Below are 16284 nucleotides of genomic sequence, written 5' to 3'. Positions count from 1 at the left end.
AACCTAAATCATGACCCATAGAATTTAATGTTGTAGCCCCGTAAATTTATGTTGTGAAAACCATGTAAAACAAGGTTTGATTCCTCGTAACCACCGTTGTTTTCGAAAAAAACACCTCTTTAATAACAAGCTCGCCCTTGATTTGTTCTTGTATATTCAAAGGGTTATTGCACCAAGGTTTTCACCGGTCAAATCATGGTGTTTAAGAACTACGTTCGAGCGTGGCCATAAATTTCATAAGCCGAAATCATACAACGTACACTAAAAGAAAACCCCGACGGATTAATTCGTCGGGGTCTGATTTTTTATACTGAATATGGGTTATGTAACTAAATTCGGAGTTACCCGCATAATCCACATTTTTTCATCATAGGCACTGTTTAGTTTGGAATAATAAGAGATAAGCGCATTGTTCCAAGATTCATGTTTTTTTAAGTAAACATAGCGATAATTGTTTTCCGGATTGATAAAATACCCGGCACTGAGCCCTTGAGAGTTCAACAACTTTACAAACCTGTTGGCATTTTTTGCACTGGCGAAAACGTTGGCTATGATGTAATATCCGGAACCTACACCGTTGAGCTTAAGATTTTTTGGTGTTATATCGGCAGAGGCCATTTTGTCTTTCACGACTACATTTTTCTGTAAAACATCTGTCCCGTACTTAGACGATTTTTCCTTGATTTTATCCACGTTGCTCGCATAGGCCTCATTGGTGTACTTGTTATCCACGTTCATAATCCACATATCGCCACGGTAGTTTCCGCCGACATCGCTCTTGTAGGCCTCAACAGCTTCTTCCCAGGTATCATGACGCTCCAGATACACATATTTTAAGCCGTTGTTCCTGTTTTCAAAATAATCCGCTGGAACCCCTTGCTCATTTAAATCGTTCACAAATTTATTTAGGTAATACCCTCCTTCGTACACATTGGCCACTATATAGTAGCCATCATCAACACCTTCTAAATTTTTAAACTTTCTGCTTTTGACACCTACTTTTTTTGAAGAGTTGGAAGAAACGGCTACAGCGTCCTTTTTTGCTGTTCTTATTGGGGTCGTTATATTTTTGGTTTTGGTATTTTTGGTAACGGCTATAACATCTTCTGCTACATTTCCACTATTTGTACCAATTGGTTTTTTATCGATTTTTTCACTGGTATCGATAGAGGCCACGGCGGTGCTTTCAGCACTCTTATCATTATTCAAGAAATATACTTTTTTGGCTTTTTCCTCTAAATCGGGTCTATTGCCATTGGTTTCGTTACGTACCATTCGCATAACCATTTCAAACCTTCGTTCCAAGTCACTTTCCCTGCCAGACTCAATAGAATCTTGACGGTACATAAGCTCTGCAAGAATGGCGTCGTTTTCGGCGAGACGCCTTTTTAGTTCTTCGATTTCTTCGTCTTTAGTGGTCAAGTCTTCGGTTTGAGGCTCCACATCATTAGCAACCAGGTCATCTTCAAAATCCTCTTCCAACATTACCCTGTCTTCTGTCAAGTTGGGCGTAAACGAATATGCGAACGAAATCTCATGGGTGACCCCAAAATTATCAAAGTTGTTGGAAAGCCCCTTTTCCATTGTATATCCCAAAGAAAGCCTACGGTTGAGGTTAAATCCTACACCGGCCGATGCTCCATAGAAGCTATCATAACCCCCTTGTAGCCAACCAATTTTCGGCAGGTCCAAAATCAGGTTTCCTCCCAGTACCAAATCTTCCTCGCCAACCTTGCGGGCTCTTGCCAACGGCATTAGCCTACCACCCTCCAAAACACCTTGGGCATTTTTAAAATCGTGGGTATACTGTAGATGCGTTGAAAAAGTCTTGTCCTTGAATTCTGTGATAGACTCATTCGTCTTCAAATTATAATCAAACAGGTTTTCAGCAAATACACCAAAATCAAATTTATTATAAGAAAGGTTAAAACCAGGCTGAAACGATAACAGATTACTATCTTGTAGCCCCAGTAAAGTGGGGTCTTGGTCAACCGGAGTGGCTCTATTTTCATCAAAACCACTGTTGTAGTAGGATACGTTAGCGCCAAAAGTAAAATTACTTTTATCACTTAGCTTAATGCCGTAAGCATAGTTGGCCAGAACACCAAAATTGCTTATGGTGCCTTCCCTCTGTGTATAAAGGCTTAATCCCAGACCGGTTCTATCGTTTATTCTACCGCTGTAACTTAAAAAATAAGCTTGATTGTTGTTATCAAACGAAGCGGATTGGTTTCGATGCAAAAGATTAACATAGGACTTGTCTTCTCTGACCGTGGAAAAGGTCGGGTTGATAAGAAACCGATTGTACTTCAATAAGTTCTGTGAAGGAACGTCATAAGTTACGAAAGGGTCTTCTTCTTGGGCATTGATATGGGTTAGCGCAAGAAAAAATAACGATAAGTATATTAATCTTTTGGTAAGCATTGGTCTAGCGTATAACGGTTATTGTGCCTTGCTTCAAGGTTTCGTTGGCGTTCCTAATGGTATAATAAAAAACCATATTTTGTTTTTGGAACGTTACCGATGAAGCAGGCCAGTTATTTTGATAATCAAATTCATTAAAAACTTCTTCCCCATTACCATTATAAATGATAACATTTACTTCTGGGTCGTTGGAGTATGTGTTGGGTATCACCCATTGGTCATTAATGCCATCACCGTTTACAGTGATTACATTGGGCACCCTAAAGGTGTCTTGATATGTAACAGTTAATTGTCTCGTTATTTGGCAGTTATCTATGTTGGCTAAAAGTGTATATTCACCTTCTTCCGTTAAGGTTACCGAACTGGAATTTGAAATGGCTACGTTATTGGCATCAAACCATTGGTATGCAGTTCCACCAGAAGCTGTTACGGTCCTTGTAGTACCTTCCGGGAATATGACATCGGTATCGGAATCCAAACTGATCAAAGCCGGATCTAGGGGTGAGACTATGATTTCATTGGAACGCAAGGGGCATCCATTTCTGTCTAAAACCAATTGGTATGTTCCAGGCTCGGTGATATTCAAAACAGCATCGCCATTGTTGAGATTTGTACCGTTACGGAACCAATCAAAACTTTGTCCGGTCAAATCGGTTGTTGTGGTCATGGTTATGATTTCTGAAGGCCCGCAGCTTACGACACCTGTACTGGTAATGGTTAAGGTTTCATTTACGATAAGTTGTACCGGAAGTGGGTTTGATGTAGCGGTATAGGTGGTTATCTCACCATCAACTTCATAATTTCCGTTTTCAGTAATATCTGTAAGGCTGATATTCGAGGATGTTGCACCCGGAATGGCAACACCATCCTTTTTCCATTGGTAGGTAAAGCTTGAAATCAAATCTGATGTCACATCGGTCACCGTGCCATCGGTAGCAACGGCGTTAATGGTTTCTACTTCCAATACAATACTAGGGTTTTCACATGCAGCATAGGTTGATGCGTAATCGGCTACCAATACAAAGGAAGCTGGTGAGACTACCGTAGTCGTTTCCGAGTTAATGGCAGTCGAAGCACAGGCACCACCACTTTGGGACACTTCAGCATAATACGTCCCCTCTTGTGAAACCTCCAATGAAGCAGCATTCGCTCCAGAAATTGCGGATCCGTTCCTATACCATTGATATACGGGCGTACCTGCCGTGGTAGTTACGCTCAAATTTAAGGGCTGGCTTGGCAACAGCACCATATTTTCGGGGTTTGACCGGGTTACGGTAAAAATACCCGCATTGGTAATGGTTATTGCGGAAGAAAGTTCCAAACACGTGTCGGGGCCACTTATTTCAACAGTGTAATCGCCTTCAAACCCCGCTACAGAGGCATCTACAATATATGTGTCAGCATCTACTGTAGGGGAAGTTATGGCAGCACCATCTTTGAACCATGTATAGGTCAATCCTTGTCCTGTAATGTTGGCCTGCAACGAAGCAGTTTCACCACTACATAAATCTGTTTTACTAGGTGGGTTGATAGCAAGACCAAGACTAGAGCCCAAGGTAACATCAATTATATTGGATAGCGTGCCACCACCAGAAATAGAACACGTACCGTAATCTACCTCTACTTGGTACATGCCTACTTGATTTACGGTCAATTCGAATGATTTTTCGGCCAATAAAGTTCCGCTCCTGTACCAATTATACTGATAGGTATTGGCAGCAGGTATATTGTGTGGCGCAAGCACAATGGAAGCCCCGTCGCATATTTGTATTGCCCCGCCCGGGGGTATTGTGCCGTTACCATCTTCGCTAATAAGCGAAGGTGAGTCAAAGTCTTTATAATACATGGCAAAGGCTTCGGATTCCGCCCCTATTATAGCAGGATCGGTACTCCGAACCCTCATTTTATAGCCTTCTCCTCTGGTATCGGTAGGCAATGTAAATTGAAAGAAGAAATCAAAACTCGTGTTTTTTGTACCGTCTTTGGCCAATTCAATAGGGTTGCTAAAATCACCGGAAGCATCGGAAAGTTCAAGAATAAACTCGTTGCCCGAATTTACGACTGGTGGCGTCCATTTGAAATTCACCCAATAATCGTTGAATGTGCTTGAAGCACACGCAGAGCTCCATGGCGTTGACCCGATTGGAGGTGTTTGATTCGGTGCAGCAGTAGGGGCATTAAGTGTTTGTGAATACGTTTGTGAAGTTCCCATAAGCAGAAGGATTGCCAAGGGAAAGAATACTTTGTCGAGTAATTTTGTTTTCATAAGTAGGTAGTTTTGGGAAACTAAAAATTTGAGTATGAACGGGATATGGGTACCGACATAACGTACAATTTCTTGGTTAATTGTTCTTTTTTACGACTGATCGACAAGCTACCATACGACTCAACAACAAATATGGCATATAACGGGACTTCAAGAAATTTTATGTTGTAGTGTTCTTTAAAATCGTTGTGAAATCCATTTTTTGCATGGTATGCCGTTTCCCATGAGCCTTTATCCGGCCATTTTTCCTACTTTTGTGCTTCAAATTTTGATGGTATGGAAGAGGCTTCAAAACCCTTGAATTTTATAGAGCACATTGTTGAGGAAGACTTGAAAAACGGCTTTTCAAGAGCTGATTTGCGTTTTCGATTTCCACCGGAACCCAACGGCTATCTGCACATTGGCCATGCGAGCTCAATTTGCCTAAATTTTGGCTTGGGCCTGCGGTATAATGCTCCGGTAAACCTTAGGTTTGACGACACCAATCCCGCCAAGGAAGAACAGGAATATGTAGACGCTATCAAACGGGACGTCGCTTGGTTGGGCTTTGAATGGGACAAGAAGTGCTATGCATCCGATTATTTTCAGCAATTGTATGATTGGGCCGTTCAGTTGATAAAAGATGGAAAAGCCTATGTGGACAGCCAATCTTCCGAGGAAATGGCAACCCAAAAGGGCACACCCAATGCACCGGGAACGGAAAGCCCATACAGAAATAGAACGGTTGAAGAGAATTTGGATTTGTTCGAGAGCATGAAATGCGGCGATTTTGAGGAAGGCACCCATGTGCTGCGGGCAAAAATAGATATGGCCTCGTCCAATATGCTTATGCGGGACCCTATTTTATATCGGGTTTTGCACAAAGCACACCATAGAACAAATACCGATTGGTGTATTTACCCAATGTACGATTGGACACACGGCGAGAGCGACTATATTGAGCAAGTATCACATTCATTGTGTACTCTCGAGTTTGCCATGCATAGGGAACTGTACGATTGGTGTTTGGATCAGGTTGTGGAAGAGGGCAAGATTAGGCCCAAACAACGGGAATTCGCCCGAAGAAATTTAAGCCACACCGTTGTAAGTAAAAGAAAGTTATTAAAGTTGGTGGAAGAAGGCATTGTCACCGGTTGGGACGACCCACGTATGCCCACTATCTCGGGACTGCGAAGAAGAGGCTACACACCAGAATCCATTCGAAATTTCGCCGACACCATAGGCATAGCAAAAAGAGATAACTTGATTGATGTCTCTTTGCTGGAGTTTCATGTGCGTGAACATCTGAACAAAATCGCCCCAAGGGCCATGGCGGTCTTGGATCCTTTAAAAGTTGTGATTATCAACTACCCCGAAGGAGAAACGGAATGGCTGGACGCTGAAAACAATCCCGAAGATGTTTCTGCCGGCTCTCGAAAAGTTCCTTTTTCTCAAACGCTGTATATCGAAAAGGCTGATTTTAAGGAAGAGGCGAATAAAAAATTCTTTCGCCTTAAACTAGGTGGGGAAGTCCGTTTAAAGAACGGCTATATCATAAAAGCGGAAAGCTGTACAAAAGATACCGATGGGAATATAACTGAAGTTCAATGTACCTATGATTCAAAAAGCAAAAGCGGTAGCGGCACTAATGAGAGCTTGCGCAAGGTAAAGGGAACGCTGCATTGGGTCTCGATTGAACACGCCTTGGAAGCTGAGGTAAGGTTATATGACCGCTTGTTTATCGATGAGAGTCCGGACACCCACAAGGATAAAGATTTTATGGATTTTATTAATCCCAATTCCCTTGAAGTAATTACAGGATATCTGGAACCCAGTTTACAAGACACAGCGATTGGCGATAGGGTCCAGTTTCAACGTTTGGGTTATTTTTGTGTTGACCCGGATTCAACCTCTAAAAAATTAGTGTTCAATAGAACTGTTGGCCTACGGGATTCTTGGGCCAAGATTCAACAGAAAGACTGACATAGTTTTCGTCTATCCATAATAATATATCAATCGGTATTTCTTATTGAATTCGGTCTTTTTTTAAGCCGTTTCAGTAACTTTTGCGCTTTCAGCGGCAAATAGGTTCATTTAGTTATGAAAAAACACAATAACATGCCTCAAAATCCATTTTTGCACATCAAAGCTAAATTTTAGACCTAGTTATTTTTTTTGTTGCCTTATCTGTATTGAAAACAAAGAATACCAATTGAATCAGTTTTTCAATGTAAAGAGATGCGACATTGATTTGTAAATTAAATATAGGATTTGCCTAAAATTCGTTCAAACTCAAAAATTTATCAAGACCAATAGCAAAATGCCATTAACGAAAGAACTCCACCATGCTAAGGCGGGGTTCTTTGCTTAAAATGTAAAAAGCACTATTCTTTGTCTTTTGTCTTAACATTGGTTTTCTTCATAGATTCCCCGATCATGTTGCTAGCGGTAAACGAAGCCACCATGTTGTTCAACATATCGCTGCCGGCCTGTGGCGAATTGGGCAGCAAAATCAGGTTGGTATTGGTTTCCTCCCCGATGGATTGTAATGTATCATAATGTTGGGTAACTACGATAAGCGCAGATGCTTCCTGTGAATTGATGCCCACTTTGTTCAAAACCTCTACGGATTCTTCCAAACCTCGGGCAATTTCACGTCTTTGATCGGCGATACCCTGCCCTTGTAAGCGCTTGCTCTCTGCTTCCGCCTTTGCTTTTTCTACGATAAGTATACGGGCCGCATCCCCTTCAAACTGGGCGGCAATCTTTTCACGTTCCGATGCGTTGATACGATTCATCGCCTGCTTTACCTGGGCATCAGGATCAATATCGGTAACCAAGGTCTTTATTATGTCATACCCATAATCGGACATATATTCCTGTAGTTCGCGCTTTACGGCAATGGCGATATCGTCTTTTTTTACGAAAACATCGTCCAGTTTCATTTTGGGCACCTCGGCGCGCACCACATCAAAAACAAAAGAGGTTATTTGGTCGTGGGGATATTCCAACTTGTAAAAGGCATCATAGACTTTCTCTTTAATGACCACATACTGTACCGAAACCTTTAGCTTTACGAAAACATCGTCCAAGGTCTTGGTCTCTATAATAACATCCAACTGTTGAATTTTTAGCCCAACTCTCGCCGCGATTCGCTGAATGAACGGTATTTTAAATTGAATGCCCGCATGGCGGATGCTTGTAAATTTCCCGAAGGTTTCAATAATGACCGCAGTTTGTTGCTTTACGATGAAAACCGTTGAAAAAAAGACCAATAGGAGAACAATACCAATTGGAATAATGTAACTGAGACTTCCCATAATTTAGTGTTTTAAGTTTAAAATTGAAGATAACAAGACTTTACTATATCTGTATCTTTTTTTTGAAATTTGTTACACAAGCCTATTTTAAGCAATAGTGATAGTCATAGGAACAATTCTTTTCTGTAGAACGAAACCGTAGAAAAGAGATGAATCTGCAATTGCGGATTAAGATCTGAGAGCCTGCCTAACCCAACACATTAATTGCATTTTTAATTCTATGGATGCTTTCCCGTTTACCTATCATGCCCATGATATCAAAGATATGGGGTCCTTTCATGTCACCGACCAGCAACAATCGTAAAGGAGGCATCACTTTTCCAAAAGAGAGGTCTTGCGCTTTAATCCATGATTTTACTTTGGTTTCCACATGTTCAAAAGAGAAATCCTCTATATTTTCTAAAATAGATACCAGTTGGTTCATAAGTTTTGGGGTGTCTTCTTTCCATTGTTTCTTCACTGCTTTCTCATTGTATTCCTTAGGGCAAACAAAGAAATAATCGGAAAGCTCCCAAAAGTCAGACACAAAAGTCGCCCGTTCTTTAACCAATGCAACAATCTTTTGAACCCTTTCCGGTTGGGCGATGTCCAGACTTAAATCAATATGCCTTCCCAAAACAGGGATAAATAATCCGGTAAGTTCGGCATCGTTTTTTTTCTGTAAGTATTGCTGATTATACCATTTGGTCTTATCAGGGTCAAAACGGGCCCCAGATCTATTCACACGTTCCAAACTAAAGGTTTGAACAAGCTCTTCCAGGTCAAAGATCTCTTGTTCCGTACCGGGATTCCAGCCCAGCATGGCTAAAAAGTTGATTACCGCTTCAGGAAAAAACCCCGCTTCTTTATACCCCTCGGACTCGCTCCAGGATAACGGAAAAACAGGGAAACCCAATTTTTCACCATCGCGCTTGCTCAACTTGCCTTTGCCCACAGGTTTCATGATCAAGGGTAAATGGGCAAATACCGGAGCTTTCCACTCAAAGGCATCATACAATTGTTTGTGCAAAGCCAGCGAAGGCAACCACTCTTCTCCCCGGATAACATGCGTAATCTGCATTAAATGATCATCAACGATATTGGCCAAATGATAGGTAGGCATACCATCGCTTTTAAAAAGCACCTTATCATCCAAGGTGTTAGTATCTATTTCAATATCGCCGCGTATGACATCCTTCAGATATAATTTTTCGTCCGGTGGGGTCAAAAACCGAATTACGTAATCCTCACCTGTATCCAATCTGGTCTTTAATTCTTTGGGGGTCAACGAAAGTGAATTATCCAGTTTGAGCCTATTGTGCCAGTTATAAATGAAGGTTTTTCCCTTGGCTTCGTGGTCTTTCCTGTGAAAATCCAATTTTTCGGCCGTGTCAAAGGCATAGTAGGCTTTTCCCATAGAAACCAATGCCTCGGTATACTGTTTATACAAGTGCTTGCGCTCGCTCTGACGGTATGGGCCATGGCCTCCGTTCTTATCGGGACCCTCATCAAATGGGATATTGCACCAGTTGAGGGCATCAACAATATACTTTTCGGCCCCCTCAACATATCTGTTTTGATCGGTATCTTCAATGCGTAGAATAAAATCGCCATCATGTTTTTTGGCGAAAAGATAATTGAACAAGGCGGTACGAACCCCGCCAATATGTAAAGGCCCCGTGGGACTCGGTGCAAAACGAACACGTACTTTCTGACTCATAAATCTATTTTGATATGCAAAGATAGGATTGTAGAAAGAAAAAACGAACAGGCGCAACCGTCTTCAACATCTATTTACGTGCCTTTTAACAGGATTTATGATATTTAAATTACCAACATAAAGTATCTTGGTAATAAAATTCCTGAAATTGAACAGTTATAATTCCATCCTCAAGAAGCTACGACAGTTTACCAGAAAGTACTATTCCAAAATGTTGGTCAAGGGAATACTTCTTTTTATGGCCTTGGGCGCCTTGTTCCTCATATTGGTTTTGAGCATAGAATATCTGCTTTGGCTTAACTCTACTTGGCGTTTTTTGCTCTTGTTATTTTGTATTGGTGTAGAGTCTCTCTTACTGTTCAAATATATACTGACCCCACTTTTTTATCTCTTTCGCTTAAAACAGGGTATCACCAATAAAGAGGCGTCCCAACTTATTGGTAAGCACTTCCCCGATGTTGGCGACCGGTTGCTGAACCTTTTGGATTTAGCTGAAGATACTGACAGGTCCGAGCTTTTGCTGGCCAGTATTGAACAGCGTTCGCGGAATCTGAACCCCATACCGTTCGTAAAGGCCGTGAATTTCAAGGAAAACCTCAAATATGTCAAATATTTGACAGTGCCCATATTAATTTTGGGTGTCTTGGGGCTATCCGGAAATCTAAGCTCTTTTTTTGGCTCTGCAGATAGGGTGGTAAACTATGACTTGGCCTATGAGCCGCCAGCCCCCTTTGTGTTTAAATTACTTTCTTCCAATTTGGATGTTCTTGAAAGCGAAGCCTTTACGATACAGGTGATGACCGAGGGAACTGTAAAGCCCGAGGAGGTCTTTATCATGTTAAACGGTAGAAAAATGCTTTTGCAGGAGCAAAACGGTCTGTATCAATATACGTTTACACCACCGCTACGATCATCCACCTTCTATTTTATAGCGAACGGTATACAATCAAGGGAATATAGTTTGAATGCCCTAAAAACACCATCTATCCAAAACTTTGACCTGCATCTGACATATCCAAACTATACCAGTAAACCATCGGAAACCATCAAAAGCACAGGAAATGCTATCTTTCCCGAAGGTACGGTCGTAACTTGGAAAATTAGGGGCAAACACACTGATAACGTCAACCTGTTGACGAAAGACACCATGCTTTTGTTCATAAAATCCAAAAACGTATTTGAACTGAAAAAAAGTATATACCGCAATCTTCGGTATCAAATATCAACGTCAAATGCCAATGTGCGAGAATACGAAAAGCTGAACTATAATTTTACCGTTATTAAGGATGCCTACCCCAAGATTGAGGTGAAACGGATTTTGGACTCATTAAACCCCAACATTGCCTATTTTACCGGGGAAGCCTCCGATGACTACAAATTAAGTAGGTTGCGGCTCATCTGTTATCCCGAAAATGAACCAGGCACCAAACAAATTATAGAATTGGGAAAGCCCAATAAAAACTTCGAACAATTTTACTATACCTACCCATCGGGCCTGCAGTTGGAAGCTGGCGTGCCCTACAGCTTTTACTTTGAGGCTATTGATAATGATGCGATACATAATGGGAAATCGGCCAAGAGCAAAGTTTTTAGCCTACAATTGTTGAACGATGATGAATTGCGGAACAAAGAGCTGGAGAGCCAGCAAGCCATAATAGGTAATCTGGATAAATCATTGGAAAAATACAAGGAACAAAAAGAGACCTTAAAAGAAATCAATAAGGAGCAAAAAGAGAAGAACCAACTTAATTTTAACGATAAAAACCAAATAAAGAATTTTCTCCAAAAGCAGGAACAGCAAGAACAGCTTATGGAAAAGTTCAGCAAACAGCTGAAGGAAAATTTAGACAAAACCGAAACGGACAGCAAACTTAACCAACTTTTGAAGGAGCGTTTGGAACGACAGGAGCAAGAGGCTAAAAAAAATCAGAAATTGTTGGAAGAACTTAATAAAGTAGCTGAAAAAATAAATAAGGAAGAACTGGCCAAACGTTTGGAAGAACTGGGTAAAAAGCAGAAAAATAGCGAAAGGGGGTTAGAGCAACTACTTGAACTGACCAAGCGGTATTATGTAACCGAGAAGGCCAATCAACTCGCCAAGGATTTGGAAAAACTGGCGGAAAAACAAGAGGTTTTATCTAAAATAGATATCGGCGAGAAGTCAACGAATGCCGAACAAGAGAAAATGAACCAACAGTTTAATGAGTTGGAAAAGGAATTCGATGAGTTGAAGAAGGATAACCAGGCTCTTAAAAAACCAATCGATATACAATTCGACAAAAAAAAGGCCGAAAGTGTCAAGAATGATCAAAAAGACGCTCTAGAAGAAATAAAAAAGCACCAAGGTTCTGATGAATCCTCGGATTCCCCACAAAAGCGGAACAGCGCCAATAAAGCAAAACAAAAACAAAAGGCCGCCGCCCAAAAAATGAGAGAAATGAGCGAAGCGGCCCAACAGTCGGTTTCAGGTGGTGGTTCATCGGTTTCTGAGGACGCAGAAATGTTGCGACAGATTTTGGATAACCTGATTACGTTTTCCTTCAAGCAGGAAAGCCTATACGAAAGCATGGAAGAGATGGATGTCGATGTCTCTCAATTCTCCAACACGGTAAGGCAACAGCAACATTTACGTGAGCTTTTTGAACATGTAGATGATAGCCTTTTTGCATTATCGCTCCGGCAACCGGAACTTTCCGAATTCGTAAACGAACAAATAACCGAGGTATATTACAACATTGACAAGTCGCTAGACCGTATGGCCGAAAATCAAATATACCAAGGAGTATCATATCAAAAATACGTTTTGAACGCCTCAAATGGTTTGGCTGATTTCTTGGCAAAATTACTGGACAATATGCAACAGAGCATGAATTCGGGTAAAGGCCAAGGAAAAGGCGAAGATTTTCAATTACCGGATATCATCAAGGGCCAAGGGCAGTTAAAGCAAAAAATGGGAGGAATGGGAAAGCAAGGGCAGGGAAAGCCACAAGCAGACGAGGGCAAGAAAAGCGGCGGTGAGAAACCCGGTCAAGCTAAAGCGGGCAAAAATGCACAAGGGCAAAAAGACGGGAACGGTAGTGAAAACGAAAACGGGAAGAACGGGGAAAGTGGCAAAGCCAATGGTAAGGGACAAGGTAAAGAAAACGGAGAAGGAGTAGGCCAGCAGCCTAGTGAAGAAGAATTGAAAGAACTTTATGAAATATATAAAGAGCAGCAGAACATTAGGCAACAGTTAGAAAAGCAGCTAGAGGACATGATAAATCAAAAGGATAAAAAGCTTGGTCATAAATTACTGCGCCAAATGGAGGATTTCGAGAATGATTTGTTGGAGAATGGTGTAACTCAGCGCAACCTGAATAAAATCAATACGATTCAATATGAGTTGTTGAAGTTGGAAAACGCCGCTATGAAGCAGGGTAAAAAATCGGAACGGGAGAGCAATACAAACACAGAATCATTTCAAAACCCGATACTTACCAAGCCCTCACTCTTAGAGAATTATCAGAATGAAATCGAAATTTTAAATAGACAAACCTTACCTTTGCAGCAAATTTTCCAAAATAAGGTGAAGAACTATTTTAAACGTGATGATTGATTACCATTTTGAAACCGATTTCACCTTAAAAAACGAAGCAAAGTTTACCGACTGGATAACTAGGATTATCAGATCTGAAAAATATAGTCTTGGTACAATCAACTTTATTTTTTGCAAAGATGATTACCTTTTAAAGGTTAACCAGCAGTATTTAAATCACGATACGTTTACCGATATTATAACGTTTGATTATACAAAAGGAAAAGAAGTGTCAGGCGATATTTTTATTTCTGTTGACCGAGTGAATGAAAACGCAATAAAATTCAAGGTTCCTTTTGAAGAAGAATTGTTAAGGGTTATGGCACACGGTGTATTACACCTTATGGGTTTTAATGACAAATCTGAGGACGACATTGTCATCATGAGAGAAAAAGAAAACGAAAAAATGAAATTGTTCCACGTGGAACACTAGAAGCTATGTTTGACAAACAATATGACATAATAGTAGTAGGTGGCGGCCACGCGGGTGCTGAAGCCGCAGCAGCAGCAGCAAACATGGGATCAAAAACATTGTTGATCACAATGAACCTTCAGACCATTGGTCAAATGTCCTGTAATCCCGCAATGGGCGGCATTGCCAAAGGGCAAATAGTGAGGGAGATCGATGCACTTGGCGGGTATAGCGGCATTGTGACCGATAAATCCGCCATACAGTTTAAGATGCTTAATAAATCCAAAGGTCCGGCTATGTGGAGTCCACGAGCCCAAAACGACCGAATGCGCTTTGCAGAAGAATGGCGCCTGGCTTTAGAGAACACCCCTAATTGTGATTTTTACCAGGAAATGGTAAGCGGCCTTTTGGTGGAGAAAAACAGAGTCATTGGGGTCAGGACATCCTTAGGGTTAGACGTAAAGGCCAAAGCCGTGGTCTTGACCAATGGCACTTTTTTGAATGGATTGATTCACATTGGCGAGAAACAGTTTGGAGGGGGCAGGGCCGGTGAGAAAGCTGCAATAGGAATAACAGAACAATTGACCGATTTTGGTTTTGATAGCGGAAGGATGAAAACGGGAACCCCGCCAAGGGTAGATGGTAGGTCATTGGATTATTCTGTAATGATTCCGCAACCAGGTGATGAAATTCCCGAGAAATTTTCATATTTGGAATCGCATACTTTGACGTCACAGCGTGACTGCCACATGACACATACGAGTAAAACCGTACACGATCTTTTGAGAGAAGGGTTTGATAGGTCCCCAATGTTCAATGGGAGTATACAAAGTATCGGCCCCAGATATTGCCCATCCATCGAAGACAAAATTAATCGATTCGCCGATAAGGATAGCCATCAATTATTTGTGGAGCCTGAAGGCTGGAATACCGTTGAAGTGTATGTGAACGGCTTTTCAACTTCACTGCCCGAGGACATACAGTTCAAAGCATTGCGCTCGGTAAAAGGTTTTGAAAACGTAAAGTTTTTCAGACCGGGTTATGCTATTGAATATGACTATTTCCCACCAACACAATTAAAACACACCTTGGAAACCAAGTTGGTTGACAACCTTTATTTTGCAGGTCAAATCAACGGTACAACAGGGTATGAGGAAGCTGCATCACAGGGATTGATGGCAGGTATAAACGCACACCTAAAAATCAATGAAAAACAGCCCTTTGTCTTAAAAAGGGACGAAGCTTATATTGGTGTTTTAATAGATGATCTTATCACAAAAGGCACGGAAGAACCGTATCGAATGTTTACCTCTCGAGCGGAATACAGAACGCTTCTACGACAAGATAATGCTGACTTGAGGCTTACGCCAAAGGGTTATAAGATTGGCTTGGCCAAAGAAGAACGTTTGCGACGCATGGAGGAAAAAGAGCGAAAATCAGCTTCATTCGTATCCTTTTTTAAGGAAACAAGTTATACGCCCGAAGAGATGAACCCTATTTTGGAAAGTGTCTCATCTTCGTCCGTCAAACAATCGGACAAGATGTTCAAAGTTTTTTCAAGGCCAAAAGTCACCATGAACCATATGCTTCAATTGGAAGCAGTATCGGCATTCGTTTCAGAGCATAATTTGGACAGGGAAGTGCTGGAACAGGCCGAAGTGCAGGTAAAATATTCAGGCTATATTGCCAAGGAAAAAGTAAATGCCGATAAACTACATCGGTTAGAGAACGTGAAAATCCCCGATAATTTTGATTACTCCAAACTCAAATCTTTATCGTTTGAGGCTAGGGAAAAATTGGAGTATATCAAGCCGGTCACTATTTCGCAAGCTTCAAGAATAAGCGGGGTTTCTCCATCTGACATTAGTGTTTTGTTGGTGTATTTGGGAAGATGATCTTTAGTGTTCCACGTGGAACAATCCATTAAAAATATCGGTAATATAAGCAACCTTTTCCAATATGATTTATCTTGATAAAAATGAGTTGGATGAGAAAGTTGCACATAGTGATTCTGGGATTTGTTTGGATGCTCGTTATGGGCTGCAGTGATTCGGACGATGCGAATGGTGATATTCAAGGAGCATATTTTGGAACTTTTGAGCGCGGGAGCAGTGTTTCAAATGTGGAGCTGATATTAAATAAAGGCGTCTACACGGGGGAAAGTGAAACCGCTAAATTTCCTGCGATTTGTAATCGTGGGGAGTATTCTATCTCAAGTAACCAAATAGTGTTTACGGACACATGCATTTGGACCGCAGATTTTGACTGGACCTTAATATTGGGAGGCTCTTGGGAGTATCGTTTAGCGAATGGTAATTTGACCCTTAGGCATCCAAATGGAGACCTATATTCGTTAAAAAAGAAATAAGATGGTATATTCTTTGAGCGGCATACAGAACCACCAATATCGTAGCAGTAACCTTGGTTTTCCAAAAGCTTTAAGGGCTTTGGGTAATTTTAAGTCTTCCAATATTAACTTATGATTGCGGATTCTCTGTCTAAAGGCTCTAGATAATCCATGCGAATGCCAATCGTTTCCAAAGGTGTATTCTTATTCAGTAACAATAGGGTTGAAATACATAGTGAATAATTTTTTACAATTACAGGTCG

Annotated in this window: 9 protein-coding genes; 5 read left to right on the top strand and 4 right to left on the bottom strand. The window is 41.1% G+C overall.

Features of this window, described 5'->3' with window-relative positions; genetic code table 11:
* Positions 1-321: 321 nt before the first annotated feature.
* Both HYG79_RS07925 and HYG79_RS07920 read right to left on the bottom strand, forming a co-directional pair.
* The gene (locus HYG79_RS07925) at positions 322-2424 is read right to left on the bottom strand and encodes a PorP/SprF family type IX secretion system membrane protein (RefSeq protein ID WP_179241566.1); all 2103 of its coding nucleotides are present in this window, start codon (positions 2422-2424) and stop codon (positions 322-324) included.
* A gap of 4 nt (positions 2425-2428) precedes the next feature.
* The gene (locus tag HYG79_RS07920; RefSeq protein WP_228027964.1) at positions 2429-4690 is read right to left on the bottom strand and encodes a T9SS type B sorting domain-containing protein; all 2262 of its coding nucleotides are present in this window, start codon (positions 4688-4690) and stop codon (positions 2429-2431) included.
* A gap of 276 nt (positions 4691-4966) precedes the next feature.
* On the opposite strand from HYG79_RS07920, the gene HYG79_RS07915 reads away from it, so the two are divergent.
* Positions 4967-6652, top strand: a complete 1686-nt coding sequence (locus tag HYG79_RS07915) for a glutamine--tRNA ligase/YqeY domain fusion protein (RefSeq protein WP_179241565.1) — start codon at positions 4967-4969, stop codon at positions 6650-6652.
* Positions 6653-7053: 401 nt separating this feature from the next.
* Here the strand turns inward: HYG79_RS07915 and HYG79_RS07910 are convergent, their stop codons facing one another.
* Complete coding sequence (locus HYG79_RS07910; RefSeq protein ID WP_179241564.1) at positions 7054-7989, bottom strand: SPFH domain-containing protein; 936 nt, start codon at positions 7987-7989, stop codon at positions 7054-7056.
* A gap of 187 nt (positions 7990-8176) precedes the next feature.
* Positions 8177-9688, bottom strand: a complete 1512-nt coding sequence (gltX, locus tag HYG79_RS07905) for a glutamate--tRNA ligase (protein WP_179241563.1) — start codon at positions 9686-9688, stop codon at positions 8177-8179.
* A gap of 148 nt (positions 9689-9836) precedes the next feature.
* Here gltX and HYG79_RS07900 point away from each other — a divergent pair, with 148 nt between their 5' ends.
* The 4 genes from HYG79_RS07900 (at position 9837) to HYG79_RS07885 (ending at position 16042) form a co-directional block, all read left to right on the top strand.
* The gene (locus HYG79_RS07900) at positions 9837-13283 is read left to right on the top strand and encodes a DUF4175 family protein (RefSeq protein WP_179241562.1); all 3447 of its coding nucleotides are present in this window, start codon (positions 9837-9839) and stop codon (positions 13281-13283) included.
* Entirely contained in the window at positions 13276-13695 is a 420-nt protein-coding gene (ybeY, locus tag HYG79_RS07895) for an rRNA maturation RNase YbeY (RefSeq protein ID WP_179241561.1), read from the top strand. The genes HYG79_RS07900 and ybeY overlap by 8 nt, the downstream gene beginning before the upstream one ends.
* Positions 13696-13700: 5 nt before the next feature.
* Entirely contained in the window at positions 13701-15569 is a 1869-nt protein-coding gene (mnmG, locus tag HYG79_RS07890; protein WP_179241560.1) for a tRNA uridine-5-carboxymethylaminomethyl(34) synthesis enzyme MnmG, read from the top strand.
* Between the two features lie 92 nt (positions 15570-15661).
* Positions 15662-16042, top strand: a complete 381-nt coding sequence (locus HYG79_RS07885; protein WP_179241559.1) for a hypothetical protein — start codon at positions 15662-15664, stop codon at positions 16040-16042.
* Positions 16043-16284 lie beyond the last annotated feature (242 nt).

This window comes from Costertonia aggregata (genome assembly GCF_013402795.1).
Classification (GTDB): Bacteria; Bacteroidota; Bacteroidia; order Flavobacteriales; family Flavobacteriaceae; genus Costertonia; species Costertonia aggregata.
This window is presented reverse-complemented; position numbering and strand designations above follow the sequence as displayed.